Source organism: Massilia terrae (assembly GCF_024753145.1).
Taxonomy (GTDB): Bacteria; Pseudomonadota; Gammaproteobacteria; order Burkholderiales; family Burkholderiaceae_D; genus Telluria; species Telluria terrae.
The window spans coordinates 623,760-648,728 of sequence record NZ_JANUGU010000001.1; the positions used below are offsets into that span (position 1 = coordinate 623,760).

The 24,969-nt window shown below is 63.6% G+C and carries 22 protein-coding genes and 1 tRNA gene; 14 read left to right on the plus strand and 9 right to left on the minus strand.

Features of this window, described 5'->3' with window-relative positions; all coding sequences use genetic code 11:
- Window positions 1-25 precede the first annotated feature (25 nt).
- The 3 genes from NX778_RS02880 to NX778_RS02890 form a co-directional block, all read right to left on the minus strand.
- Complete coding sequence (locus tag NX778_RS02880; protein WP_258810171.1) at window positions 26-451, minus strand: hypothetical protein; 426 nt, start codon at window positions 449-451, stop codon at window positions 26-28.
- A gap of 64 nt (window positions 452-515) precedes the next feature.
- Entirely contained in the window at window positions 516-824 is a 309-nt protein-coding gene (locus tag NX778_RS02885) for a DUF1272 domain-containing protein (RefSeq protein WP_258810172.1), read from the minus strand.
- Window positions 825-1,034: 210 nt separating this feature from the next.
- On the minus strand, window positions 1,035-1,829 hold the full coding sequence (locus NX778_RS02890) for a 3-hydroxybutyrate dehydrogenase (RefSeq protein WP_258810173.1): 795 nt from the start codon (window positions 1,827-1,829) through the stop codon (window positions 1,035-1,037).
- 121 nt (window positions 1,830-1,950) lie between these two features.
- Here NX778_RS02890 and NX778_RS02895 point away from each other — a divergent pair, with 121 nt between their 5' ends.
- The 9 genes from NX778_RS02895 to NX778_RS02935 all read left to right on the plus strand — a co-directional run bounded on the left by NX778_RS02895 (window position 1,951) and on the right by NX778_RS02935 (window position 13,156).
- On the plus strand, window positions 1,951-2,847 hold the full coding sequence (locus tag NX778_RS02895; RefSeq protein WP_258810174.1) for an alpha/beta fold hydrolase: 897 nt from the start codon (window positions 1,951-1,953) through the stop codon (window positions 2,845-2,847).
- A gap of 9 nt (window positions 2,848-2,856) precedes the next feature.
- Entirely contained in the window at window positions 2,857-3,207 is a 351-nt protein-coding gene (locus NX778_RS02900; protein WP_258810175.1) for a RidA family protein, read from the plus strand.
- 13 nt (window positions 3,208-3,220) lie between these two features.
- Complete coding sequence (locus NX778_RS02905; protein WP_258810176.1) at window positions 3,221-5,467, plus strand: RelA/SpoT family protein; 2,247 nt, start codon at window positions 3,221-3,223, stop codon at window positions 5,465-5,467.
- A 181-nt stretch (window positions 5,468-5,648) separates the two neighbouring features.
- Entirely contained in the window at window positions 5,649-6,455 is an 807-nt protein-coding gene (locus NX778_RS02910; RefSeq protein WP_258810177.1) for an ABC transporter permease, read from the plus strand.
- 7 nt (window positions 6,456-6,462) lie between these two features.
- Complete coding sequence (locus NX778_RS02915) at window positions 6,463-7,389, plus strand: MlaD family protein (RefSeq protein WP_258810178.1); 927 nt, start codon at window positions 6,463-6,465, stop codon at window positions 7,387-7,389.
- Window positions 7,386-8,018 (plus strand): hypothetical protein, encoded by a 633-nt coding sequence (locus NX778_RS02920; protein WP_258810179.1) that lies wholly within the window; start codon window positions 7,386-7,388, stop codon window positions 8,016-8,018. Before NX778_RS02915 ends, NX778_RS02920 begins: the two co-directional genes overlap by 4 nt.
- Window positions 8,019-8,122: 104 nt before the next feature.
- Window positions 8,123-10,927 (plus strand): type VI secretion system Vgr family protein, encoded by a 2,805-nt coding sequence (locus NX778_RS02925; protein WP_258810180.1) that lies wholly within the window; start codon window positions 8,123-8,125, stop codon window positions 10,925-10,927.
- 18 nt (window positions 10,928-10,945) lie between these two features.
- Window positions 10,946-12,523, plus strand: coding sequence for a hypothetical protein (locus NX778_RS02930; protein WP_258810181.1), 1,578 nt, complete (start codon window positions 10,946-10,948; stop codon window positions 12,521-12,523).
- A 30-nt stretch (window positions 12,524-12,553) separates the two neighbouring features.
- Complete coding sequence (locus NX778_RS02935; protein WP_258810182.1) at window positions 12,554-13,156, plus strand: hypothetical protein; 603 nt, start codon at window positions 12,554-12,556, stop codon at window positions 13,154-13,156.
- On the opposite strand, the gene NX778_RS02940 is transcribed toward NX778_RS02935, so the two are convergent.
- The 4 genes from NX778_RS02940 to tssK are packed head-to-tail and all read right to left on the minus strand — an operon-like array spanning window position 13,095 to window position 17,064.
- Entirely contained in the window at window positions 13,095-14,072 is a 978-nt protein-coding gene (locus NX778_RS02940; protein WP_258810183.1) for a formylglycine-generating enzyme family protein, read from the minus strand. The two genes, NX778_RS02935 and NX778_RS02940, sit on opposite strands and share 62 nt — an antisense overlap.
- Before the next feature lie 8 nt (window positions 14,073-14,080).
- Window positions 14,081-15,451 (minus strand): hypothetical protein, encoded by a 1,371-nt coding sequence (locus NX778_RS02945; RefSeq protein WP_258810184.1) that lies wholly within the window; start codon window positions 15,449-15,451, stop codon window positions 14,081-14,083.
- The gene (locus NX778_RS02950; protein WP_258810185.1) at window positions 15,444-15,707 is read right to left on the minus strand and encodes a PAAR domain-containing protein; all 264 of its coding nucleotides are present in this window, start codon (window positions 15,705-15,707) and stop codon (window positions 15,444-15,446) included. Before NX778_RS02950 ends, NX778_RS02945 begins: the two co-directional genes overlap by 8 nt.
- A gap of 16 nt (window positions 15,708-15,723) precedes the next feature.
- The gene (gene tssK / locus NX778_RS02955) at window positions 15,724-17,064 is read right to left on the minus strand and encodes a type VI secretion system baseplate subunit TssK (RefSeq protein WP_258810186.1); all 1,341 of its coding nucleotides are present in this window, start codon (window positions 17,062-17,064) and stop codon (window positions 15,724-15,726) included.
- A gap of 189 nt (window positions 17,065-17,253) precedes the next feature.
- On the opposite strand from tssK, the gene tssE reads away from it, so the two are divergent.
- The 3 genes from tssE to tssG are packed head-to-tail and all read left to right on the plus strand — an operon-like array spanning window position 17,254 to window position 20,573.
- On the plus strand, window positions 17,254-17,730 hold the full coding sequence (tssE, locus tag NX778_RS02960; RefSeq protein ID WP_258810187.1) for a type VI secretion system baseplate subunit TssE: 477 nt from the start codon (window positions 17,254-17,256) through the stop codon (window positions 17,728-17,730).
- Between the two features lie 3 nt (window positions 17,731-17,733).
- A complete protein-coding gene (gene tssF / locus NX778_RS02965) occupies window positions 17,734-19,578 on the plus strand; it encodes a type VI secretion system baseplate subunit TssF (protein ID WP_258810188.1) in 1,845 nt (614 codons plus the stop codon).
- The gene (gene tssG, locus NX778_RS02970; RefSeq protein ID WP_258810189.1) at window positions 19,542-20,573 is read left to right on the plus strand and encodes a type VI secretion system baseplate subunit TssG; all 1,032 of its coding nucleotides are present in this window, start codon (window positions 19,542-19,544) and stop codon (window positions 20,571-20,573) included. The genes tssF and tssG overlap by 37 nt, the downstream gene beginning before the upstream one ends.
- Here the strand turns inward: tssG and NX778_RS02975 are convergent.
- Window positions 20,555-21,517 carry an NAD(P)/FAD-dependent oxidoreductase gene (locus NX778_RS02975; protein WP_258810190.1) on the minus strand — a complete coding sequence of 321 codons (963 nt, stop codon included), beginning with the start codon at window positions 21,515-21,517 and terminating at the stop codon, window positions 20,555-20,557. The two genes, tssG and NX778_RS02975, sit on opposite strands and share 19 nt — an antisense overlap.
- Before the next feature lie 69 nt (window positions 21,518-21,586).
- Entirely contained in the window at window positions 21,587-22,504 is a 918-nt protein-coding gene (locus tag NX778_RS02980; protein WP_258810191.1) for a cation diffusion facilitator family transporter, read from the minus strand.
- 234 nt (window positions 22,505-22,738) lie between these two features.
- On the opposite strand from NX778_RS02980, the gene NX778_RS02985 reads away from it, so the two are divergent.
- Together NX778_RS02985 and thrS are read left to right on the plus strand one after the other, a co-directional pair.
- Window positions 22,739-22,815: transfer RNA gene (locus NX778_RS02985), tRNA-Val, on the plus strand.
- A 210-nt stretch (window positions 22,816-23,025) separates the two neighbouring features.
- The gene (gene thrS, locus NX778_RS02990) at window positions 23,026-24,936 is read left to right on the plus strand and encodes a threonine--tRNA ligase (RefSeq protein ID WP_258810192.1); all 1,911 of its coding nucleotides are present in this window, start codon (window positions 23,026-23,028) and stop codon (window positions 24,934-24,936) included.
- Window positions 24,937-24,969: the final 33 nt, after the last annotated feature.

Sequence of the window (24,969 nt, forward strand, 5' to 3'; positions counted from 1 at the left end):
CCAGCGGGGTGTGCGACTAAAATACTCACTTTTCCACAGTGGCGCGGGTACTTCGTGCTTCGATGTGCGGGTCGTGCGGATGGCACCAACTGAGCGCCTTGAGGGAGTACGTGCTGCCGCCCAGGTCTCTTATGTCGAGAGTGGCTTCGAGGGGTTTCGCGTAGGATTGCAGGGGATAGTGTCCTTGCTGGACAGGTACATCGAACTGGACCCGTATTCTCGCCTCGCGGACCCGGTCGTGCGGCATCCCTAGTCCACGCAGCAGTCTGGCAAACATGCGCGAGTAAGTATGGATCATTGCCGCGAACTGGGCATCCGCTGGAATCAGCTGGCCGCTCAGGAGATCGAGCTCGACGGTATTGGTGGCATGGCTGAGCGCATGAGCATACAGCTTGCCGAGTGCCCAATATCCTTCCAGGTCGTTGTTACGGCTGACGAAGGAGATAAGCACGCCGTTTCCAACTGATTTCAGTCTCTTCCGGCGTGGCATGATCGCATTGCTCCCGGCCTGACGCTTATCTTTGCTCGGGCGGAATGGCCTTGATCGTCGCAGCGAAGGCCGCATGTTCGGCCGGATCCACGGGGCGATACGTCACTTTGGAACTGGCCGGATCGCTCCCAAGGAAATTGTTCCGCCTCCAGTTTCTCGACGGTCGAACCGGCCTTTGGGTAAAACCTCCGCCGCAGTTTGGGCAAACGTTCTTCAATACGCTATCGACGCAGTCTGCGCAGAAGGTGCATTCGTAACTGCAAATGTGAGCATCCAAGGCATCTGGTGGCAGTGCCTTGTTGCAGTTTTCACAGGTTGGGCGAAGTTCGAGCATAGGTTCAGGACTTGTGGCGTTGCTTATGTATCTCGACTGGGAGCACGCAAAGCGAAGTGGCCGCAAGCGCCGCGAACAAGCTCACGAACAGGCCCACAACGGAGAGTCGATGCTCCCGCAAGTATTGGGAAATGGCGCTGGCGACGACAGCAGCTGCAATCCCGAACCAAGACCGATTTAACACACTGGCAAGCGCGGTCTTGAGCATACTTACTGCGCCGCCCAGCCGCCATCCATATTCCACGCCACACCGCGCACCTGGTCCGCGGCCGGGCTGCAGAAGAACACGGCCAGCGCGCCCAGCTCTTCCGGCGTGACGAACTCGCCCGAGGGCTGCTTCTCCGACAGCAGCGCTTTCTTGGCTTGCTCAACGCTGGTGCCTTCGCGCGCGGCACGGTCGTCCACCTGCTTCTGGACCAGCGGGGTCAGTACCCAGCCCGGGCAGATCGCGTTGCAGGTCACGCCGCTGTGCGCGTTCTCCAGCGCGGTGACCTTGGTGAAGCCGACGATGCCATGCTTGGCCGCGACATAGGCCGACTTGCCCGCCGAGCCGACCAGCCCGTGCACCGAGGCGATATTGATGACCCGGCCCCAGTTCTTCTTCTTCATGCCGGGCAGCGCCAGGCGCGTGGTGTGGAAGGCCGAGGACAGGTTGATCGCGATGATCGCATCCCAGCGGTCGACCGGGAAGTCCTCGACGTTGGCCACGTGCTGGATGCCGGCGTTATTGACCAGCACATCGACGCCGCCGAAACGCTCGTCCGCGAACTTCATCATCGCCTCGATCTCGGCCGGCTTGGACATGTCGGCATTGTGGTAAGCCGTCTTGATCCCAAATTCCTGTGCCACGCCGTTGTGCAGGGCCTCGATCTGCCCGGCGTCGCCGAAGCCGTTGAACAGGATATTGGCGCCCTGCGCCGCCAGTGAACGGGCGATGCCGAGGCCGATGCCCGAGGTCGAGCCGGTTACAAGCGCGGTCTTACCGTTTAACATCTTCGAAGTCATGAGTATCCTCGTGTAAGAGTGATCAGGTGGGATGTCGCAGAATTGGTAGAATTCTAATCGCATCGCCCGCTAAAATGTCGGGCTGCCATCGGCGCAGGATTAAATTTTGTATGGAGAGGTCATGAGCGAAGCCAGGATCAAGAGCGTGCAGTGCAGTTCGCCCGCCGGCTTGCATCGCATGGCCTACAAGGAATGGGGCGACCCGGGCAACCCGCGCGTGCTGGTGTGCGTGCATGGCGTGACCCGCGTGTCGGACGATTTCGACCAGCTGGCGCGCGCCCTGTGCGGAGACTACCGCGTGGTGTGCCCGGACGTGGTCGGCCGCGGCCGTTCCGAGCGCCTGCGCGATCCGAGCCACTACACGGTGCCGCAATATGTCGCCGACATGGTTACCCTGATCGCCCGCGTCACCGCGAACAGCGATGACGAGGCCGTGCACTGGGTCGGTACCTCGATGGGGGGGCTGATCGGCATGGTGCTGGCTTCGCTGAAGGGTACGCCGATCCGCAAGATGGTCTTGAACGATATCGGCCCGGTGCTCGATCCGGTCGCCATGGCCCGCATCGGCGAATACATCGGCGAGGACCTGCGCTTCCCCAGCTTCGAGCAGGGCGCGGCTTACGTGCGCGAGGTGTCGGCCTCGTTCGGTCCGCACACCGACGAACAGTGGCGCAAGCTGGCCAGCGACGTGCTGCGCCGGCAGGAGGATGGCGCGTGGGTGCGCCATTACGACCTCGGGCTGGCAGTGCCGTTCCAGGCGATCACGCCCGAAGTGGCCAAGGCGTCCGAGGACTCGCTGTGGGCGGCCTGGGATGCGATCGAATGCCCGACGCTGCTGCTGCGTGGCGAGCTGTCCGACCTGTTGTCGCGCGAGACCGCGGCGCAGATGGCGGGGCGCGGCCCGCACCCGAAAGTAGTAGAGATTCCCGGCGTCGGCCACGCGCCGACCCTGATGCACGATGCGCAGATCGCGATCGTGCGCGACTTTTTAACCGGCCCAGTGCCGTCACATTTATAACGAGAAACCATGGAAATCAAACGACTTCACGTTGGCAAGCGCCTGTCCGAAACCGCGATCCACAACGAGACCGTCTACCTGGCCGGCCAGATCGCCGACGACACCACCCAGGACATCGAAGGCCAGACGCGCGAGGTGCTGGGCCACGTCGACCGCCTGCTGACCGAGGCGGGCAGCGACAAGACCTGCATCCTCATGTGCCAGATCTTCATCGCCGACATGGCCCACTTCCCCGGCATGAACGCCGTGTGGGACGAATGGGTCGCACAAGGCCACACGCCCCCGCGCGCCACGGTCGAAGCCAAGCTGGCCAATCCCGCATGCCTGGTGGAGATCGTGGTCACCGCCGCACTGCGCTGAGAGAACCGTTTATATGGTTTCAACCGTCGCGCTGGGCGACGCCGCCACCCAACTGATCCAGGGCCTGCGCCCCGAGGATGAGTCGCGCGTGCGCGCCGCGCTGGAGTACGCGCAAGAGTCCTACGGCGAGCGCCTCGCCACTTCCGGCCAGAACGCGTTCGAGTTTTCGCTCGGCGTGGCGGGTACGCTCGCCTTCCTGCGCGCGGACGCGGAAACGCGCATCGCCGGCCTGCTGTTCGAAGTGGCGCTGATCGAGCCGGCGGTCGCCGAAAGCCTGGGCGAGCGCTTCGGCACCGAGGTCGCGGACCTGGTGCTGGGCGTGCACCAGCTGATCCGCCTGCGCGACCTGACCGCCGCGCAGCAGCAGCCGGTCGGGCGCGGCAAGAACGCCAAGGAGCAGGCCGTGGCGCAGGTCGAGACCTTGCGCAAGATGCTGCTCGGGATGGCGTCCGACATGCGCGTGGTGCTGGTGCGCCTTGCTTCATGCGCGACCACGCTGCGCTATTTCGCCGACCAGAAGCGCTTCGACGAGGTCACCCACGCCTACGGCCGCGAGGTGCTGGACCTGTACGCGCCGCTGGCCAACCGCCTGGGCATCTGGCAGCTCAAGTGGGAGCTGGAAGACCTGTCGTTCCGCTTCATCGAGCCCGAGACCTACAAGCGCATCGCCAAGATGCTCGAAGAGAAGCGCATGGCGCGCGAGGGCTTCGTGCAGGGCTCGATCGACCGCCTGGAGCATGAGCTGAAGGCGGCCGGCATCAAGGCCGAGGTCAGCGGACGGCCCAAGCACATCTACAGTATCTGGAACAAGATGCGCGGCAAGGAGCTCGACTTCTCGGAGCTGTATGACGTGCGCGCCTTCCGTGTCATCGTGGCGGACGTGAAGACCTGCTACACGGTGCTCGGCCTGGTGCACAACATCTGGACGCCGATCCCGAGCGAATTCGACGACTACATCGCCAAGCCCAAGGCCAACGGCTATCAGTCGCTGCACACGGTGGTCACCGCCGAGGACGGGCGGCCGCTGGAGGTGCAGATCCGCACCCAGGAGATGCACAACTTCGCCGAGTACGGCATCGCCGCGCACTGGCGCTACAAGGAAGAAGGCGGCTCCAACTTCAAGAGCCAGAAGTACGACGAGAAGATCGCCTGGCTGCGCCAGCTGCTGGCGTGGAAAAACGACGTGGCCGACAACGTGGCCGAGCACGAGGACCAGCAGCGCGAGTGGGTCGAGAAGCTGAAGGCGACCACGCTGGATGACCGCATCTTCGTGCTGACGCCACAGGCGCGTGTGCTGGAACTGCCGGTGGGCGCGACGCCGATCGACTTCGCCTATCACCTGCACAGCGAGATCGGCCACCGCTGCCGCGGGGCCAAGATCGACGGCGTGATGGTGCCACTGAATACGCCGCTCAAGAACGGCCAGACCTGCGAGATCATCACCGCCAAGGGCCAGGCCGGCAATGCAGGGCCGTCACGCGACTGGCTCAGCCCCGGCTATGCGGCCAGCAACCGCACTCGCACCAAGATCCGCGCCTGGTTCCACGCGATGGACCTGGCCGCGACGCTGGCGCAGGGCCGGGCGATGGTCGAGAAGTCGCTGCAGCGCGAGGGCAAGACCGCGGTCAACCTGGAAGCGCTGGCGCACAAGCTGGGCTTTGCCAAGCTGGACGACCTGTTCGTCGAAGTCGGCAAGGACAAATTCAGCCTGCGCCAGGTCGAGGCCGCGCTGCACGACCAGCCGGAAGCCGCGCCTGTAGTGGAGGACGCGGCGGTCGTCAACAAGAGCCGTTCGTCGAGCGTGGAGCAGGGCGCCAAGTCGGGCGTGCTGGTGGTCGGCACCGAGGGCCTGATGACGCAGCTGGCGCGCTGCTGCAAGCCGGCGCCGCCGGATCCCATCGTCGGTTTCGTCACGCGCGGGAAGGGTGTGTCGATCCACCGCACCACCTGCAAGAACTTCGGCGAGATGAGCGCCAAGAATCCGGAGCGCGTGCTACAGACCGCGTGGGGTGCAGCGGAATCGGACACGGTCTACCCGGTGGACCTGTTCATCATGGCCGGTGACCGCCAGGGCCTGCTGCGCGATATCTCGGAGGTTTTCTCGCGCGAGAAGATCAACGTGATCGGGGTGAACACGCAAAGCTCGAAAGGGCAGGCGCGCATGGTCTTCACGGCGGAGATCGCGTCGACCGGGCAACTGCAGAAGGCGCTGGCGGCGATCGGCGAGGTGCCGGGGGTGAGCCAGGCGCGCAGGCAGTAAGCCGCGGGTCGGGTAACTCAGTATGGGTTCCGGCCTGCGCCGGAACGACGGAGCTATCTTTAGCTACTAATCTAAGAACCGTCGTCCCGGCGCACGCCGGGACCCATGCTGAGCGTGCATCTCCGCGCCCCAATACGATACATTTCGAGCCCCTACCCACCAAAAAATGTATCATTTGGCAATGCGTAGCTCATCCGTCCTGCACACCAACCCGAGCCTGTGGGGCCTGCGCGCCCTTCGCTACCTGCGCAGCTGGTGGTACATGATCCATCTCGGCGCGGTCGCGCTGGTGATGGCGTTCAGCCCATCGACCTGGAGCCGCGCTACCCGCCTGTCCACCTCGCGCTACATTTACGCCGCGACCTGGCAGGTGCTCCCGTGGTTCACCATGTTGACCGCGCTGATCGGCCTGGTCGTGATTCGCATCGTGCTGGTCACCGCGCGCAGCTACGGCCTGTCGCACTTCGCGCTCGAGATGGTGGTGCGCGTGCTGGTGCTCGAACTGCTGCCGCTGTCGGCCGCGATGTTCGCCGCGCTGCGGGCCAGCATGGCCTTCGACTCCGCCGCGCTCGGCCTCGCGCGCCGCGGCGTCCCCACCGAATCGGTCAGCGCCGAAGCACTGCGCCAGTTGCGGCGAGACTTGGTGCCGCAAGTACTGGCCAACGCCTTCGCGGTCCTGAGCCTGGCCGCAACCAGCGGGACCGTCGTGCTGCTGCTCGCCTACGTTAATGTCTACGGCCTGTCGCCGTGGGGCCTGACGGAATACACCCGCACGGTCGGCCGCATCTTCGAGCCGATCGTCGCCATCGGCTTCGCGCTCAAGACCCTGCTGTTCGGACTGGCCGTGGCGCTGGTGCCGACCGCCGCCATCCTCGAACTGCAGCGCTATCCGCGCCGCCTGTTGACCCAAGTGCAGCCGGGCGCCCTGCGGCTGCTGTTCGTGCTGCTCCTGATCGAGGCCGCATCACTTGCCATCAAATACATCTGATACCGCCATGACCGACCAAAATCCCGACGAACCGGCCCACGTGGAAGCGAAAGCGGCGATCCTGCTGCTGCTGATCGGCGCTCTCGTTGTCGCTTTCGTGGTGTACGTGATGTACGCGCGTGGCGTGTTCGAGCCGACCCAGCGCCTGATCCTGGAGACCGACAACTCGGAAGGCGTCGCGCCGGGCATGGACCTGACCTTCGCCGGCTTCCCGATCGGGCGCGTGAGCCAGGTCGGGCTGGGCGCCAACGGCCAGGTGTCGATCTTTGTTGACGTGCCGCGCAAGGATGCCAAGTGGCTGCGCGTGTCGAGCGTGTTTACCCTCGAACGCAGCCTGGTCGGCGAGACCCGCCTGCGCGCCTTCAGCGGCGTGCTGACCGATCCGCCGCTGCCACCGGATTCTGCGCGCACGCTGCTGCGCGGCGACGTCAGCGAGCAGATCCCGCGCATGGTCGCGAGCGCCCGCGAGCTGCTCGAGAATATGGTAAGCCTGACCGCGTCCGGCTCGCACATCGATACCACGCTGGGCAACGTCGAGACGATCAGCAACCGCATGGCTGGCCGCTACGGGCTGTTGGGTGCGCTAGGGGGCGACGCCGAGGCCCAGAAGCTGCTGCAGACGCTGGACCGCGTCAACGCGCTGATCGCCAAGGCCGACCAGCGCGTGTTCGGCAAGGACGGCGTGGTGGACGACTCGCAGGCCGCGATCCGGCAGCTGAACGGCCTGCTGATGGATGCGCGGGTCACCCTGCAGAAGGCCGATGCGGTGCTGGTCGAGGCGCAGGGCGTGGCCGCCAACGCGAAGAGCGCCACCAACGACCTGGGCACGCTGCGCGGCGAAGTCGAGGCCAGCCTGCGCAAGGTGAACCGGCTGGTCGACGAGATCAACCGCAAATGGCCCTTTGCACACAGCACGGAGATCAAGCTGCCATGAAGCGCATCCTCATCCTCGCGGCGCTGGCCTTGGCAGGCTGCGCCAGCAAGCCGGTGCCGCCGGCGTGGCAGACCAATGCGCAGGACGCCACCGGCGCTTTCACGGACGCCTACCTGTCTGGCGACACGCGTGTCGCCGACGCGGAGTACGCGCGGGCGCGGCTCGCGACCAGCAGCACCGGCCGGCCGGACGCGGTCGCGCAGATCGAGCTGGTGCGCTGCGCTGCGCAGGCGGCCAGCCTGGTATTTGAAGGCTGCCCCGGATTCGCCGCGCTGGCCGATGGCGCGACACCGGCGCAGCGCGCCTACGCCGCCTACATCGACGGCCGCTGGCAGGACGCGAAGCCGGAGCTGCTGCCCGAGCAGCATGCCGCCGTGGTGCGTGGCGGCGCGGTGGCCGCGGTCACGGATCCGCTGGCGCGCCTGGTCGCCGCCGGCGCTGCGTTCAAGGCCCAGCGTCTGCCGCCGGAGGGCATTGCCGCCGCCATCGATGCGGCGTCCGCGCAGGGCTGGCGCCGTCCGCTGCTGACCTGGCTCGGCGTGGCGGAGAAGCGTGCGCAGGCGGTCGGCAATGCGGCCGAGGCGGAGCAGATCCGGCGGCGGATTGCGCTGGCGTCATCGACGAAATAGCCGACTGTGCTGGCTGTCCCGGCGGCAAATTGTTGCGGGGGCTCAAGAGTTGGGCAGGGGATTTGGCATCAAATGCTATATCCTTCCCCTTGCGCCGCTCCCTCATGCCCCCGCTTGCCTCGCTTTTCGCTGCCCACTTCACCCAAGACACGCGACTGCTGCGCCTGACCACGCCGCTGGGGGACGACGTCCTGCTGGCGGAAAGCGTTCACGGCGAAGAATCTATCGGGAACGGTTACCGGTTCTTGATCACGGCCCTGTCGCTCGATGCGGGAATTTCGCTGCGTTCGCTGCTCGGGCAGCCGGTCTCGCTGGAGCTGCGGACTGTCGAACGTGGCGTGTGGCGGCCATTTCACGGCCATGTAAGCTCGGCTGAAATCAAGGGCGCGAACGGCGGATTCGCGCGCTATGCCTTGACACTGGAGCCGTGGACCGCGTTTCTCGCCCATGGCCGGGATAGCCGGATTTTCCAGGACAAGACAGTCCTCGACATCCTCGACACCGTGTTCAGCGGCTGGCAAGGGCAGGGCAGGCTGGCACCGGAATGGCGACTCGACGTCGCCGACCGCAGCGTCTATCCGGTTCGCAGCCTGACAACGCAATATCAGGAATCCGACCTCGCATTTTCCGAGCGGCTGATGAGCGAGGAGGGGCTTTTCTACTTTTTCGAGCATGAGCGGGACGCGCACCGGCTGGTGATCGCCGACCACAATGGCGCGTTCGCGGCGAATGCGCAGGCTGCGGTGCGCTTCACCCAGCCGGGCGCGGTGATGAAGGAAGACAGCATGGACCGCTGGCGCCGCGAAGTGCGCTTGCAGACCAACGCGGTCGAGCTGTCCAGCTGGGATTACCGGACACGTGGAGTGCGGCCGGTTTCCTGCGCGAGTCCTTCCGATATCCAGCTGGTTTGCCGCGATGTGCCGGGGCAGTACGCGTACGCGAACCGCCAGCACGGCGAGCGCATGGCCGAGCGCCAGCTGCAAGCGATCGAGGTGCGCTGCGAGACCTTCACCGGCGCGGGCACCGTGCGCACGCTCGCGCCGGGAACGACGTTCCGGCTCGACGGGCATGCGGTGGCGGATCGGGAGCCGGACGGCGAAAGGACATTCCTCGTCACGCGCGTCTCACACCTCATGCACAACAACCTGAGCGCGGAACTGAAAGGAGCGGTCGTCGAGCGCCTTGGCGATACCACCGCCGGGCTGGGCGAGCGCGCGCTGTATCGGAACCGGATCGATGCGATTCGTTCGACGGTGCCGTATCGATCTGGAGGTCCGATGCGTCCGCGTCCGACTGTGCGCGGGCAGCAGACAGCGGTGGTGGTCGGGCCACCCGGCGCGGCGATCCATACGGACCGTGACCATCGCGTGAAGGTCCAGTTCCACTGGCAGCGCGGCGCCGGCAACCAGCCGAGTCACAACCGGCTGAGCCATCCCAATCCCGAAGGGCAAACCGGCGCGCCCGGCGACGATAGCGCCGGCACGTGGGTGCGCGTGGCGACGCCGCTGGCGCCGATCGCCGGTGCGAACTGGGGCAGCCATGCGCTGCCGCGCGTCGGACAAGAGGTGCTGGTTGATTTCATGGACGGTGACATCGACCGGCCGGTGATCATCGGCAGCGTGTACAACGGCTGCGGTGAAATGGACGCGCAGTTCAACAAGATCAGTCATGGCGCGGGAGCCGCAACCGGCAATGCGCCGATGTGGTTTCCGGGCGAGACCGATGGGCACGCTCATCCGGCGGCGCTCTCCGGGATCAAGAGCCAAGCCATGCAAGCGAGCCAGGACGGCAGCGGCGCCTACAGCCAGCTGGTGTTCGACGACACGGCGGGGCAGGCGCGCTTATCCCTGCAGCGTCACGCGGCCGCGCATAAGGGCACGGACGAATTGAACCTGGGCTGCCTGCGGCATCAGGCCGATAACCAGTTGCTGCAGCCGGCCGGCTTCGGCGCCGAATTTAAATCCGAGCACAGCGTTGCGCTGCGTGCGGGGCAGGGGATGCTGTTGTCTGCGGATGTGCATGGCGATCAAATGGACTCTCGCGCTGCAAGCGAACAGATCGCCGCAAGACGAGCGATGCAGCGGACTTACGCTGAAACTGCCGCAACGCATAATGCCAAGTTGCCTGGCGAGGTGCTCGACAATGGCGAGGTCGCGGTTGTAGCAAAGCTAGGCGCTGCGGCGGAAACCGTCAATTTCGCAAGCTCTGGTTCAACTGCATACAGTGAGCCGCAACTGCAGCTTTCGAGCCCCAAGGGCATTGTCGCTACCACGCCGGCGAACGCGGTCCTCAATGCGGGCGGTACGACCTCAATTTCCGCCGCTGCGGATATCAATCTGGTGGTGACGTCAAATTATGGTCACGCGGTGGCCGCTGGCATTTGCTTTTTCACTTACGGCAAAATAAACCACAGCAGGCGGCCGAATCAGGAAACGGGCATCAGATTTCACGCCGCGACCGGCCACGTTGTTTGCCAGAGCATTTCCGGTGCAACGAATCTCGTTGCCGACAAGTGCGTCACTGTCGCAAGCGTAAGCGGGGGCGTTCGCGCTGCGGCTAAAACCTACGTCTTACTTGCCGCCCAAGGCGTAGCGATGAAGCTTGAGGGCGGAGATATCACGATCCAGGCACCGGGTAAGGTGGAGTTCAAATCAGGCACGAAGGAGCTCGGTGGCCCGGTCGATGGCAGCTTGAGTACGACGGTTTTGCCGCAGCCCGACCAGATATACAACGAGGCCTTTGTCGTCGTCGACGAGGAAACCAAAAAGCCTTTGGCGCACGTGAGATACCGGCTCGAATCCGAGAGCGGGATCGTCATCGAAGGTATTACCGATGCATGTGGACGGACACAGCGAATCTTCAGCTCCAAACGCGAGAAGCTGACCCTGCATTTGCCGAAAGAAGAATGAGCCTTCAAGGAGAAGCGCATGAGTGAGGTGCTGGCGCCGGTCAAGTATGCTCCTACGACCACCCCACGGGAGACATTCGTACAGGCGGATCGTTCACTGACGGAGGGCGTTCTCGTTTACCGTCCTGAAGACAATTCATTTATCGCCTTGTATCCGGATGAATGGCTGGCATGCCGCGCTGATGGCTACGCCAAGAAGACGGCAATCGATGAACTACAGGCTGCGAACCGGGATGTGACCGCGAACTCGCTGGCGCTGCATGATCTCCTCCAACAACCGAATCCACCGAAAGCTGCTCTTGACGAAGCTCGCAGGCAGCTTGACGTGGCCCTGGACATTCTGGCCAAGAAGAGCGAGGCGGCCAAAAAGCACGTGGAGCCAATCGTCAATCAAAAGAGCGACCCCAACAAAATTGTAGAGCTTTTGCCGTTGACGCTAAAACGTATCGAGGGGCGGACTGCGACCCCGATTTACGTCAGCGCGGAGCACTTGAAGCGGGCGCTTGCGGACAAAAGGGTTTATATGGTCGAGGGACCCGCCGAGCACAAGAAGGGGGCGAAACAGAAATTATTTGATGGTACGAAGCTGAATGCCGACGAGCTCAGGAAGCGGATGCTCAGTAAGGTGCAGGACAAGGCGAAATTCTCCAAGAAATGGAAATGGGCGCCGAAAGACGAGGAACATTTCGGCGGCATTTTGACGGATTGGGCGAAGGTGATGGGGGCGGAGGCAACGGAGTTTCTGCAGCGTGGCCAGCGGGAAATCGTCGAGGGAATCGTGGGATCAGAAAGCGCTGATCCCGATAACCCATACCGCAAGATTGACGTGAAGTCAGTAGCGCAACTTTTTCGCTGGACGGCGGGCGCTGGCTCCGAGCTCAACTTTTCGCCCCTGCAGGGGGCGTCAAACGATCTGCGTGACCTGAACTGGTTTCAACGCTTCAAGCGGATGGCAAAGGCCGCGCAATTCGGACTTAAGGCTAACGGAGAGGGCTCATTTGCGGTTGGCGAGGCCAGGGTCGATACGGTTCTCTATCTGCCGCATGCGGCCGGATGGCATCTCGACACAACCATTGCAGAGCAGCTCTTTGACTTGGGCTATTTCCGCCTTCGAGGAGACCTATCGCTCTTCGCGCTCGCTGGCGCGAGCGTCGTTCTTGAAACCGGTGTCAGCATCACAGTGACGGGGGACAAGCAAGGAATCAAAGGCACGCCCAAGGGCCAGGGCGGTGTAAAAACAAGGCAGGGAGCGAAGGGCGAAGCGAAGATTTTCGCCGGGCTAAAGGAAGGGGTTGGCTTGTCAGGAGCGCTGCAGTGGTTAAACCCGGAAGGATTGGTGCCCAGCGTCCCCAAGAAGGTGGATCTTAACAAGGCAATTGCCGCCTATGTTGACGTTGCGGAGGTCAATGGCGACGTGAGCCTGATCGAAGGCTTGGCAGCCAAGGGCGGCTTCGAATGCGATTATCGAGACGGCTATTTTGTGATCGCAGCCAAAGGATCCCGGTGCCTTGGCCTGGGCTGTGAAGTGAACATTGCAGCGAAGGTCGGGGCAAAGCAGATCAGTGCATTCTTGATGTGCATTGCGCACCAGATGTAGCAAGCCGGCTACAAGAAGTTGACGGACCTGATGAACGCAGATGCCTTCGACACGCTCAATCAACTCTTCTATTTGCTGAGCGCGGATGGGAGAGAACCTGGAACGCTCGTGGGACTGAAGCCGCGTGCTGTCCGCGAAATGTATTCCGAGGCTCGCAATCGCTTAACAAGATCAGGTGCTCAAGGCATGCACCAGCTTGAGTTAAGGCTACGCACAGGTTGGGGGTGGCACGTCTATCTGCCTCCGGAGGCGCGAGGTGCAGTGATTCATGCAGTGATCGAAGCTGTGAAGAATGGTCAAAATATCGGCGATAATCGCCTCAGACAGGCAGCTGCGTTCATTATCAATGAACTATTAGCCACAGTTCAGTCAATTAGCCAACTTAACAATACGATCGATCGAGTCACTTCGGATATTGGCTTGGCGCCAGGTCGCAACCATGGCGTTCAGCTCATTAATTCAATTGTTGATCGCACCGTCTACGCCGACTGCATCGAGCGCTGCCAGACTGAGTTAATTCGATCGCATCCACTATGCGGGCGTCCGTTCCTCCGCAATGACGAACGGGAATTTATCGCCGCCTCGCTGCCTTTACATCACCCGGGGTATTCCGGCGGTCTTGAAATGGCTTAACACTAACGGCACATCGGAACGTATCTACTTCATACGCGGAGTAGCCAGCCATTGGGACTTCAACGGGATGGTTGATATCTCCGTCGGGATAGTTGGGATGAAACCGTTGAGGTGGGCTATTTGCCCGCATGAATACTGCCGCTGCTATTTCAGCTCTTCCCCCGACACTGCCGCGCTGAGTCTTGAACTGGCCATGCTCCGGGCCGCGCGGATTGATTTTCGGTGAAATCGAATAGTATTTGTCGTCGTACCAGTCGTTGACCCACTCGCCTGTATTCTCCGACATGCCATACAATCCGGCCGGATTAGGCGGGAAGCTCCCGACGTCTGGCAACGGCGGTCGCGGGCCGTCCTCCCATTCTTTGGGGAAGTTCCGGCCTCGCTCGATCTTACCGTTGTCCGTTGCAAAAAGTACCCTCCGGCCGCCTGATCTGGCCGCATATTCCCATTGCGCCTCGGTTGGAAGGTCGAATGGCAAGCCAGTCAGCTTACCGAGCCAATTGCAGTAGGCTTTTGCCCCATGCCAGTTGACGCCAGCAGGTCGTTTGGGGGCACGTTCACGGATGCCCAAGTCGTCCATATCAATCCGCTCGGAGCCGATAGCGTCGGTAAAAATGTCGAAATCATCGTAGGTGACCTTGTAGGCCATCATGTAAAAGCCATCCAGCGTCACTTTGTGTAGCGGGCTGGAGTCGCGCTCAAAGTCGTAATGGCGACCAGGGCTTGGCCCCCAGTCGCCCATCTCGAAGGTGCCCGATTTAAGCGGACGAAGCGAGGCTTTCACTTTCGCGACCAGTTGTTGAATACGCTGGTTTATTGGAGCGTCTGATTTGCTGCTGACAGTGGATGGTTGACTACTCACTGCGAACCCGTGGATGCTGCCGCACAGTGCAAGGGCAAATAAGGAGCGATACATATTTCCTCCTATTCCGACGATTGAACGACTTCGGGACGTACGATTGCGACAGCACGCCACATCGCATCTTCATTGCTGGCCCAAGCGATTGGCTTTTGCTGTTTGCAAGCGCAGTGCTGCGCCAGAATCACGGCCGCGAGAGATGGGACTGCGCTGCAATCGCAGCACGCTGCGCCAGTCCTGATCACATCTTCGGATGTATCCAGTTCGGACGATATGGCAGACGCCAACGCCATCATTTCAAGCACACGATTCGGCCGATGACCTGTGTCGCTGACAATCGCAGCCAGCTCTGTTGCCTTAAGTTGTGCACGATCGATCGCGCGCACCGCCAGATCTGTGAGCAGTTTCGAGTCCGTGTTCCGTAAGTTGTCGGCAGCGGTATCCCGGCGATCTTCTTCGACTTGATGCAACACCGCGTGTGGTAGGGCAGTTTGTTCTGGCGCGTGCAGCAAGTCGGAGACAAGCAAGCCCGCCGCGCCTTCACCTGGAATCCTCCCGTTTGAGTTTGAGGACGTAAAAAGTGTTCTGTCCTCGCTCCAGCGCGCCACGGTCTGGTCGCCCACGTTCGATGCGAATGCCACGACCATTGTCAGTACAGCAGTCTCTCCAGACACGGCCAATCGATTTAGAATCTCCGCTAGCCTTTCCGAACCTGTTGCTTCCGACCCCTGCGTGATGCGATCTGCCGGCCACCCGGTTTGGATGATGACGTTCACCATCCACGCACCAGCAGCACGCCGTTGCACGCATGTCCAGTCCTCAGGGGCGATTGCTTGTAAATGAAGCGTCTGCGTTTTTGTCCCAATTGCGCTCGCGAGATCATCGACCACTTGTGTGGCCAGCACTAGCGCGCGCCAGTGCTCGTCGATGAATTCCGCGTTGGCGAGACCGTTTGCGGCCATCCACTCCGCGATCTCATCGCGCAAGCTCTCGTCATCGGCGAGCGCGCAGCGCGCCGTCATCACGGGAAAGCCATCATCGTCGAGCAGTTCGCGGTCGAGATCGGGCCGCGCCTTGTTCGAACGGATCGCGGCGTAGACTTCCTCTGCCGATGATCCGCAGGGCAGCCGCAGCGCGCTGTCGAGGATGAGCAGGCCGCGATCACCGGCGGCGCTGGCTGCGACTGGCGCGGAAGCGGGCGAGGGCGTCGCGCGCTGTTCAAGCATCCTGCGCGACAGCCACACACCGCTGGTGACGAGCAGTGGCGCACCGACCAAGCAGAATGCCAGCTCGCCGGCCGTCGGCATGCGATCCGTAATTCGCCAGTAGAGAATCGCGGCGCCCCAGCATCCGATGAAGAGCAGCCCGACCAGCAGCGCCGTCTTGCCCCACGCCGGCATCGGGCTCGCCACTGCCGCATTGACGGGGCTAGACATTGTCCACGCTCGTCTGCTGTCCGGCGATGAGCGTAGCACCGCACCCGGTCCTGTCGCCGTGCCGTGCGGCCGGCTTGCCGTCCACGATCAAGGTCATGTCTCCGCTCGCGATTTGCGTGTTGCCGTGGATCGGGCAGCTCGCCTTGTCGCCCATGCGCGCGATGCCGACGCCGTCGATGTCGGAATGCTGCGATGCTTCGACGACGGTGCCTCCGTGCGAGGTCTTGTCGCCCAATCGGATCAGTGCTCCGGCCATGCGAGAGTCTCCTTGATTACGATGTCACGGCCAGAAGCTCCAGCCGCAAGTCCTTCAGTCCCGAGGGCACATAGATCGATGCCGACTGCGCCTGCAGCATGCGTTCGTACATTTGGCCTTTCGCCTCGAGCAGGAAGTAGCTGGTCTCCGGCCGCACCGGCACCGCCGCCGGAAGCTGCGGCGCATGCTGCAGCCGGACGCCGGGCAGCGCCGCCAGCACGCATTTCTCGACGTCGTCCGGCGCGCCGACCTTGAACCTTCGCGGCACGATCTCAATCAGTTCGATGGCAGCGATGTCAGCGGAGACCGCGATGTAGAAGTTGGTCTTGTCGTCGATCTTTCCCGAATCGAGTTTGCCGTGGTGGTAGGACGGCCGCGCCTCGGTCAGCGCAATCGCGAAGTATTTGGACGAGATGACGGTGTCGAGCAGCTCACGGATGATCATGTGCAGCCTGGCGAAGCCCGGCGCGGGATCGGCATGCTGGTAGGCCGGCAAATCGGCCAGGGTCCAGCTCTTCGAGAAGGTCAACAGCTGGCCGGCCACGCCGAGCAGCTGTTCGAACAGCCGCTCTGGATGCAGGTCCGGATGGTTGATGTAGTGCGTGAGCGAAGCGCAGGCCGCGCTGGCGGTGTGCAGCAGCCAGAACGAGGACGCGTCGCCCGAGCGGAATTCGATCACGGTGCGGCTCGGTTCGCGCTGGTGCCCGTACAGCGCGCTCACCTTGGCCTGCAGCGCGTCCAACAGGCGGCGCAGCTGCAGGAACAACACCGGCGAAGCGCCAATTGACAGCGACGGCGGGACGAGGCTGTCGTCCAGCTCGAAGCCTCCGGTGGTGGCGCGCCGCAGGCGCAGCAGCGGGAAGCAGATGTACGAATCGCGCGGCTCGAATTCGGACACGATCCGCACCGCGCGCTTCAGGTAGGCCATCTGCACCGGCGCCGCCTGCGTGTACAGATCGGCCGTCTCCTGGTTGGCCTGCACGTAGCGGGCGGCGTTCGATGCCTGTCCCGGTTGCGCGAAATTGCCGCTGAAGGGCTTGAGGCCGGGAAGGGCGGCGTAGTACGTGACCGTTTGCTGCGCCGGCTGCAGCAGGTTCAGGTCCACGGTCTCCGGCAGCTCGTCGATGTCCGGCGCGTCATACAGTTCCCCGTCCTGGTAGCGCAGCGACAGCGCGAGGATGCGCAGCACGCTGTTGGCGAGCGCATCGCGGTCGACCTTGAGCGCCTCGACGCCCCAGGCATAGGGGTGCACGGCGTGGATGCTCTTGTGCAGCCGGTGCTCGTGGTATTCGTCCTGGCGCTGGAAATGCTGCGGACGCAGCAGCAGCCCTTCTCCCCAAAGTACCTTGCAAGACATTTCCCCTCCTAAACATTCGCCGGCAAGCTCTCACCATAGCTTTTTGGGATGAGCTTTTGCACCCAAACAATAGCTACTCTTGCGCCTGCTCAAGGTGAGCGTGGCCGCCAAGCGCCGCGCCTGTTTTTTCCGTCGGATATGTGCAAAGATGTCTGTTGGAAATGCCGAACAGCACCCACCGGGAGGCGCATGAAAGGTTTCACGCCAGGCTTGTTCGACCGCTTGCTGGGCTTGCCGGCACGCTCCGGAACGGCCGCGGTGCGCATGACGGCGGAGGAATTGAAGGACGCAGTGGCGCGCGACCTGGAGGCCTTGCTCAATACGCGCCTGGTGATCCGCGAGGATGCACTGAAGGCCTTCCCCGAGTCCAGCAATTCGATCGTAAGTTACGGACTCACGGACTTCGCCGACCGTTCCCTGTCCAGTCCCGCGGATCGCGCTTTCATCTGCGCCTGCATCGAGAAAGCCATTGCGCATCACGAGCCGCGCCTGCGCAATGTGCGTGCGTTGCTGGAAGTGCGCGAGCAGGCGGTCAACCGCCTGGCGTTTTCGATCTCCGCCCTGCTGGTGGCCAGCAGCACCCATGAGCCGGTGCAGTTCGATGCGGTGCTGCACCCGTCGACGCTCCAGTACAGCATCAGCAAGTCCACCCGTCCGGGAGCCTGAGGGATGGAGGACCTGCTTCCATACTACGAGCGCGAACTGGCCTGCTTGCGGAGCGGCCTGCGCGAATTCGCGGAACGCTATCCGAAGATCGCCGGGCGGCTGCTGATCGGCGGGGAAGTGTGCGAGGACCCGCATATCGAACGCATGATCGAGTCCTTCGGCCTGCTCAATGCGCGCATCGCCAAACGGCTGGACGACGACTACCCGGAATTCACCGAGGCCCTGTTCGAGGCCCTGTATCCGCACTATCTGCGTCCGTTCCCATCGTGCTCGATCGCGCGCTTCGAATTTGGCAGCGCGGTCAACCAGCAGACCAGCGCCGGCGTGATCGCACGCGGAACGCAACTGGGCACAAGGCCGGTGCGTGGCGCGCCGTGCACCTTCCGCACGGTGTATCCGGTGGCGGTGGCGCCGCTGACGTTGGCTGATGCCGCGTTTGCGCCGATCATTCGGGCTCCGGAAGCAGTGACGCTGCCGGCCGGGATCACATCGGGCATCAGCATCACCATCGCCAGTACCGCCGCGCAAGCGTCGGTCTGCCAGCTCGGCGTGGAGAGGCTACACATCTTCATCGATGGCGAACCCTCGTTCTGCGCGGCGTTGCGCGATGCGCTGCTCATGCGCACAGCCGCTGCCTGGGTCGAAGCGGATCGGGGCAGCCGCTGGGTGCCGCTCGGTGCGATCCCGGTGAAGCCGGCCGGCTTCGAGCTGGACGAAGCCCTGATCGATTTCCCGGCGCGCTCGCATGCGGCATACCGGCTGCTGACCGAATACTTCTGCTTCCCGGAGAAGTTCAACTTCGTCGACCTTGACCTCGCCGCCATCGCCGCCGCTCTGCCGCCGGAGACGCGCACGATCACGCTGCACCTCGGCCTCGGCGGCATGCGTTCGGACTCGAACACGGCGCGCATGCTCGGCACGCTGTCGACCAACAATCTGCTGCTCGGCTGTACTCCAGTGGTGAACCTGTTCCGCATGCGCGGCGAACCAATCCGCGTCACGCACACCAGCGCGAGCTATCCCGTGCTGGCGGATGGCCGCCGCGCCTATGGCTTCGAGGTGCATTCAATCGATTCGGTCAACCTCGTGCGCCAGACGCCGCAGGGCGAATCGGTGGTCGAGTTCCTGCCATTCTATTCGCTCAAGCACGGCCAGGCGCCCGAGCGCGAGGGCCACTATTGGGTGATGCGGCGCGACGAGCGACTGGCAGAAAAAAGCCCCGGCTACGAGACCGAAATTTCAATCGTCGACATCGACTTCGACCCGGCCGAGGTGGAGATCCACACCCTGAATCTGGAGTTGACCTGCACCAACCGCGACCTGCCTGCAGCCCTCGGCTACGGCCAGGCCGGTGGTGACCTGTTCGCGGAAGGAGGATCGAGCGTGAAGACGATCAGCTTCCTGCGCAAGCCCAGCCTGTCTTACCGCTTCGAACGAGAACGCAGCGCGCACTGGCGGCTGATTTCGCACCTGACGCTCAACCACCTGTCGCTGACGGACGGCGGCGCAGACGCCTTTCGCGAGATGCTTGCGCTGTACGACCTGCCTCGCTCGCCGTCCTCGCGAAGGCAGATCGGTGGCATCGTCGGCATCGGGCAGAAGCCGGCGACGGCGTGGCTGGCCGGGAATCCGTTCTCCTGCCTGGTGCGCGGCGTCGAGGTGCGCCTTGTCATCGACGAGGAGGCCTTTGTCGGCAGCGGCATCCACGCTTTCGCGCACATCGTCGAGCGCTTCCTCGGGCTGTACGTTCACGCGAACAGCTTTACCCAACTGCTGCTGGTCTCCGCCCGGACCGGCGATGAGCTATTGCGATGCGCACCGCGAAGCGGCGATTTGAGCCTGCTGTAATCGAGCGCCTGTTCAAGGAACCGTATCGCTTCCGGTTCTTCCAGGCGGTGCGCCTGATCGAGCTCTGGCTGCGCCGGCGCGGCGTCACTGGCGATGTGTCGAGCTACCTGCGCTTCCAGAATTCGATGTCGCTCAGCTTCCCGGCAAGCGAGCTGGAAGCCATCTGCGTCGAGCCGGCAGGCGCCGCGCCGGCCGAATTGCGGTACATCCGCATCACGCCCAGCTTCATGGGCTTCCTGGGCGGCCGAGGAGCGCTGCCAGTGCATTACACCGAGCGGCTGGCGCAGCACCAGCTATACCAGCGCGACGACGGACCGCGCGCCTTCCTCGATGCGCTGTCCAACCGTTCCCTGCTGATGTTCTACGAGGCGTGGCGCAAGTACCGGCTGGAGTTCAAATGCCAGGCCGATGGCCGCGACCAGTTCCTGCCGCTGCTGCTGTCGCTCGCGGGCATGGGCGGAACGTCCCTGCGCGGGAGGCTCGCTGCGGACGGAATCCGCGATGAATCGCTGGCCCATTTTGCGGCGGCGCTGCGTCACCGTCCCGCCTCGGCGGCGCAGATGGCGCGTGTGCTGTCGGCGTATTTCGGACAGCCGATCAGCATCGGGCAGTTTTCTGGTGCGTGGTACGAGGTCCCGCACGCGCAGCAGACCACACTTGGCGGCGCCGACGCCGTGCTGGGCGCGGGCGCGCTAGCGGGTTCGCGTGTGTGGCAGCGCGACTTGCGGCTGCTGCTCACCGTCGGTCCGCTCGATTACAGCAGCTTCGACGCCTTCCTGCCCGGCGGCCCGGCCGCACGGGCGCTGCGTGGAATGCTGTCGATGTTCACCGGCGCCGCGCTGGAATACGAAGTCGAGGTCGTGCTGCGCGCCGCCGAGGTGCGCAACGCGGCGCTGCGGCAAGGCGAGGGCGGGCGGCTGGGATGGGACGCTTTCCTGGTCCGCGGCCCGCAAACGCAGGACCGACGCGACGTGCGCTACCTGCTGCCGGATTGAGGCGGCTGGCGCAGCGCGGGTGGCAGGACGTTGTGGATGCGCGTGGCGGCCACCGCCGCCTGTCCGGCCGCCACCGCGATCTGGTTCAGGCTATGGGTGACGTCTCCGACCGCGTACACGCCCGGCACCGTGGTGCGCTGGTGCTTGTCCACTACCAGCTCCGCGCACTCCGTGGTCTCGGCTCCCAGCGCGACGGCCAGCTCCGAACGCGCAGTCTCGCCCAGCATCGGATAGAACACGTCGGCCTCGTAGTCGGCGCCGTCCTGCGTGTGCATCCGCGGCTTCATGTCCGCGGTCAGGGTCACGCCGCGCAGTTGCGATTCAACGTAGCGCACGCCGGCCGCTTCCAGCCTGCGGCGCTGTTCGCCGTCCAGCGAGCACTGCTCGGCGCGCTCGAACAGCGTCACGTCGGCGCTGAAGGTGCGCATGAACAGGGCGTGCCCGACCGGGTTCCTGGCCGCGGTGGCGACCGCGATCTGCTTGTCCATCACGTCGTAGCCATCGCACACGGGACACAGGCGCACCGCGCCGCAAGCGACGGCTTCCTCCCAGTTCTCGATCGGCAGGCCGGCGTCGGCGATGCCGGTGGCCAGCAGCACCGTCAACGCGCGCAGCTCGTGCACGCCGCCTTCCTCGTCGTGGTACTCGGCGGCGAAATGGCCGTCCTCGATCTGAAGGCGCTTGATTTCGCCGCGCATCACACTGCCGCCGTATTGCCCGAGCTGGCGCTCCAGGTTTTCGATCAGGCTTTCGCCGTTCACGCCAAGCGGGAAGCCGGGGTAGTTGTGCGACACCGGAATCAGGCGCAGGCGGCTGCGCCCCTTGTCGACCAGCGCGACGTTGCGGGTGAAGCGGCGCAGGTAGATCGCGGCGGTCAGGCCGCCGGGGCCGCCGCCGATGATGAGCGTGTCGTGGACCTTGGATGCTGGGACGAGCGGAGTCATCCCCGGATTATGGGAAAAGGAGCAGGGGCCGCCTATCGGTCCGCGCCTCAGCGGAGGGTAAGAACCGGCTTACAGGTGACCTACAGGTTCCGGCTGCAGGGTCACGTGGTCGATGCCGTATTTGGACAACAGCATGCCGCGCACGCGGTGCAGCACGGCCGGCCATTCGGCAAGGTCGCGGATTTCCAGGTGGCCAATGAGGGCAGGGTGGCCGGGCGACATGTCCCACACGTGCAGGTCGTGCACCGACAGCACGCCCGCAACCTGGGCCAGGTCGTCGCCCACCTGCAGGTAGTCGATGTGATGCGGCACACCTTCCATCAGGAAATGGTAAGACTCGTGCAGGATGCTCCAGGTCGAACGCAGGATCAGCAGCGACACGAAGATCGACAGCAGCGGGTCGATGCGCACCCAGCCGCTGAAGTAGATGACGGCGCCGGCGATGATGGCCGCGACCGATCCCAGCAGGTCGCCCAGCACGTTGATGAGCGCGGCGCGGGTGTTGATGTTCTGCTCTTCGCGCGACAGCACGAAGGCGACCAGGATGTTGATGCAGGCGCCGATCGCCGCCACCACCAGCACCACGCCGCCCTTCACCGGTTCCGGCGTGGCCAGGCGCTGCGCCGCTTCGTAGACGATCCAGCACACCAGCGCGAGCATGGCCAGGCTGTTGACGAAGGCCGCCAGCGCCTCGGCGCGCACGAAGCCGAAGGAATGGCGCGCCGACGGCGGCCGCTTGGCGATGACCTGGGCCAGCAGGGCCAGGCCGAGGGCGGCGGCATCGGTCAGCATGTGCCCGGCGTCGGAAATCAGCGCGAGCGAGTTCGACAACCAGCCGGTCACCGCCTCGACCGCCGCGAACAGCAGGGTCAGGCCGAGCGCCAGCGCCATCGCGGTCTTGCTGCGCTCTTCGATGTAGTGGGCGTGGCGGGCGTCGCCGGCGCGGTGCTCGTGCAGGTGCGCGGAGGAGGTCGCTTGTTCAGGCATCGTTGTTATAGTGGATAGTGCGATCGGCAAGTGTACTGGAAAACGGGCGGGGGATCAGCCAGCAGCTGTGAAACGCCGTCCCGGCGGAGGCCGGAACCCATTCTGACTGTCCGAAGTAGCAAACGGTCGATGGGCCCCGGCCTGCGCCGGGGCGACGGGGCTATTTCAACGGTGTAATTTTTTGCAGTGCAACGCTTGCGCTGGCAGGGCCGCTTCTCTATAATTGCTGTTCTCGGGCGGTTAGTTCAGCTGGTTAGAATACTTGGTCGACATCCAAGGGGTCGCAGATTCGAATTCTGCACCGCCCACCAGAACACTCTAGTAAGAGCGAGAAAGGCACCGACGGTTATGACACCGCGAACTACCATGATGATGTGGGAGAATCGCTAGACGCGGTATCGGTGTTCTATTGCTCGACACTTCGAAATAAACGCGCCTGGTGCGCGTTTTTTTTCGTCTTTTGTTTTTATCCTTAGCTTCAACGTCCTTTAACTGGCGCGGTGCGCCGAATGGAGATCAGTATGCTGAACGTGCGACTTCCCGATGGTTCTGTCCGCCAATTCGATGGCCCGGTCACCGTCGCCCAGGTGGCGGCGAACATCGGCGCCGGCCTGGCCAAGGCCGCGCTCGCGGGCAAGATCGACGGCAAGGTGGTCGACACCTCGCACCTGATCGACCATGACGCCGAACTGGCCATCATCACCGACAAGGATGCCGAGGGCCTGGACGTGATCCGCCACTCGACCGCCCACCTGCTGGCCTACGCCGTTAAGGAACTGTTCCCGGACGCCCAGGTCACCATCGGCCCGGTGATCGACAACGGCTTCTACTACGACTTCTCGTACAAGCGCCCGTTCACCCCGGAAGACCTGCAGGCCATCGAAAAGAAGATGACCGAGCTGGCCAAGAAGGACGAGCCGGTCACCCGCAAGGTGCTGCCGCGCGACGAGGCGGTGGCCTACTTCAAGTCGATCGGCGAAGCCTACAAGGCTGAAATCATCGCCTCGATTCCGGCCAATGAAGACGTGTCGCTGTACACCGAAGGCAGTTTCACCGACCTGTGCCGCGGCCCGCACGTGCCCTCGACCGGCAAGCTGAAGGTGTTCAAGCTGATGAAGCTGGCCGGCGCCTACTGGCGTGGCGACTCGAAGAACGAGATGCTGCAGCGGATCTACGGCACCGCCTGGGCCAGGAAGGAAGAGCAGGAGCAGTACCTGCACATGCTGGAAGAGGCCGAGAAACGCGACCACCGCAAGCTGGGCAAGGCGCTCGACCTGTTCCACTTCCAGGAAGAGGCGCCGGGCCTGATCTTCTGGCACCCGAAGGGCTGGACCGTGTGGCAGCAGGTCGAGCAGTACATGCGCAACAAATACCAGGTCAACGGCTACAACGAAGTGAAGGCGCCGCAGATCCTGGACGTGACCCTGTGGCAGAAGACCGGCCACTGGGACAACTACCGCGAGAACATGTTCACCACCGAGTCGGAGAACCGTTCCTACGCGCTCAAGCCGATGAACTGCCCGGGCCATGTGCAGATTTACAACGCCGGCCTGCGTTCCTACCGCGACCTGCCGCTGCGCTACGGCGAGTTCGGCCAGTGCCACCGCAACGAGTCCTCGGGCGCGCTGCACGGCCTGATGCGCGTGCGCGGCTTCACCCAGGACGACGGCCACATCTTCTGCACCGAAGAACAGATCGCCGGCGAAGTGACCGACTTCCACGCCCAGGCGATGCAGGTGTACGGCGACTTCGGCTTCGAGAACATCGACGTCAAGATCGCGCTGCGTCCAGATAACCGGATCGGCTCGGACGAAGTGTGGGACCAGGCCGAAGAGGCCCTGCGCGCGGCCCTGCGTTCCTGCGGCGTGAGCTGGACCGAGCTGCCTGGCGAGGGCGCGTTCTACGGCCCGAAGATCGAGTACCACCTGAAGGACAGCCTGGGCCGTCCGTGGCAGGTCGGCACGATGCAGGTCGACTTCTCGATGCCGGGCCGCCTGGGCGCCGAATACGTCGCCGAGGACAATACCCGCAAGGTGCCGGTGATGCTGCACCGTGCGATCGTGGGCTCGATGGAACGCTTCATCGGCATCCTGATCGAACACTATGCGGGCGCGCTGCCGCTGTGGCTGGCGCCGGTGCAAGTGGCGGTCCTGAACATCTCGGATGCGCAGGCGGAGTATGCAAAACAGGTGGCGGATACCTTGCGCAAAGCGGGCTTGCGCGTGCACGCTGATTTGCGAAACGAGAAGATTACCTATAAAATACGCGAGCATTCCGTCCAAAAACTGCCCTACATCCTGGTAGTTGGCGACAAGGAACGTGATGCAAACACAGTGGCCGTACGTGCACGTGGCAATGTCGACCTGGGCGTGATGCCGGTCGATGCGCTCCTGGAACGCCTCTTGGGCGAACAATCCTCCAGGGCGAAGTAAGCGGCCGAATCTTCCCTAACATTCAAAGGAAAC

Coding starts and splice junctions, on each gene's coding strand:
- tssK (WP_258810186.1), bottom strand. CDS start 17,064: ATGTCTTGCAAGGTACTTTGGGGAGAAGGGCTGCTGCTGCGTCCGCAG.
- NX778_RS02900 (WP_258810175.1), top strand. CDS start 2,857: ATGGAAATCAAACGACTTCACGTTGGCAAGCGCCTGTCCGAAACCGCG.
- NX778_RS02975 (WP_258810190.1), bottom strand. CDS start 21,517: ATGACTCCGCTCGTCCCAGCATCCAAGGTCCACGACACGCTCATCATC.
- tssF (WP_258810188.1), top strand. CDS start 17,734: ATGGAGGACCTGCTTCCATACTACGAGCGCGAACTGGCCTGCTTGCGG.
- NX778_RS02905 (WP_258810176.1), top strand. CDS start 3,221: ATGGTTTCAACCGTCGCGCTGGGCGACGCCGCCACCCAACTGATCCAG.
- NX778_RS02950 (WP_258810185.1), bottom strand. CDS start 15,707: ATGGCCGGAGCACTGATCCGATTGGGCGACAAGACCTCGCACGGAGGC.
- NX778_RS02920 (WP_258810179.1), top strand. CDS start 7,386: ATGAAGCGCATCCTCATCCTCGCGGCGCTGGCCTTGGCAGGCTGCGCC.
- tssG (WP_258810189.1), top strand. CDS start 19,542: ATGCGCACCGCGAAGCGGCGATTTGAGCCTGCTGTAATCGAGCGCCTG.
- NX778_RS02925 (WP_258810180.1), top strand. CDS start 8,123: ATGCCCCCGCTTGCCTCGCTTTTCGCTGCCCACTTCACCCAAGACACG.
- tssE (WP_258810187.1), top strand. CDS start 17,254: ATGAAAGGTTTCACGCCAGGCTTGTTCGACCGCTTGCTGGGCTTGCCG.
- NX778_RS02940 (WP_258810183.1), bottom strand. CDS start 14,072: ATGTATCGCTCCTTATTTGCCCTTGCACTGTGCGGCAGCATCCACGGG.
- NX778_RS02915 (WP_258810178.1), top strand. CDS start 6,463: ATGACCGACCAAAATCCCGACGAACCGGCCCACGTGGAAGCGAAAGCG.
- NX778_RS02930 (WP_258810181.1), top strand. CDS start 10,946: ATGAGTGAGGTGCTGGCGCCGGTCAAGTATGCTCCTACGACCACCCCA.
- NX778_RS02935 (WP_258810182.1), top strand. CDS start 12,554: ATGAACGCAGATGCCTTCGACACGCTCAATCAACTCTTCTATTTGCTG.
- thrS (WP_258810192.1), top strand. CDS start 23,026: ATGCTGAACGTGCGACTTCCCGATGGTTCTGTCCGCCAATTCGATGGC.
- NX778_RS02945 (WP_258810184.1), bottom strand. CDS start 15,451: ATGTCTAGCCCCGTCAATGCGGCAGTGGCGAGCCCGATGCCGGCGTGG.
- NX778_RS02890 (WP_258810173.1), bottom strand. CDS start 1,829: ATGACTTCGAAGATGTTAAACGGTAAGACCGCGCTTGTAACCGGCTCG.
- NX778_RS02885 (WP_258810172.1), bottom strand. CDS start 824: ATGCTCGAACTTCGCCCAACCTGTGAAAACTGCAACAAGGCACTGCCA.
- NX778_RS02895 (WP_258810174.1), top strand. CDS start 1,951: ATGAGCGAAGCCAGGATCAAGAGCGTGCAGTGCAGTTCGCCCGCCGGC.
- NX778_RS02910 (WP_258810177.1), top strand. CDS start 5,649: ATGCGTAGCTCATCCGTCCTGCACACCAACCCGAGCCTGTGGGGCCTG.
- NX778_RS02980 (WP_258810191.1), bottom strand. CDS start 22,504: ATGCCTGAACAAGCGACCTCCTCCGCGCACCTGCACGAGCACCGCGCC.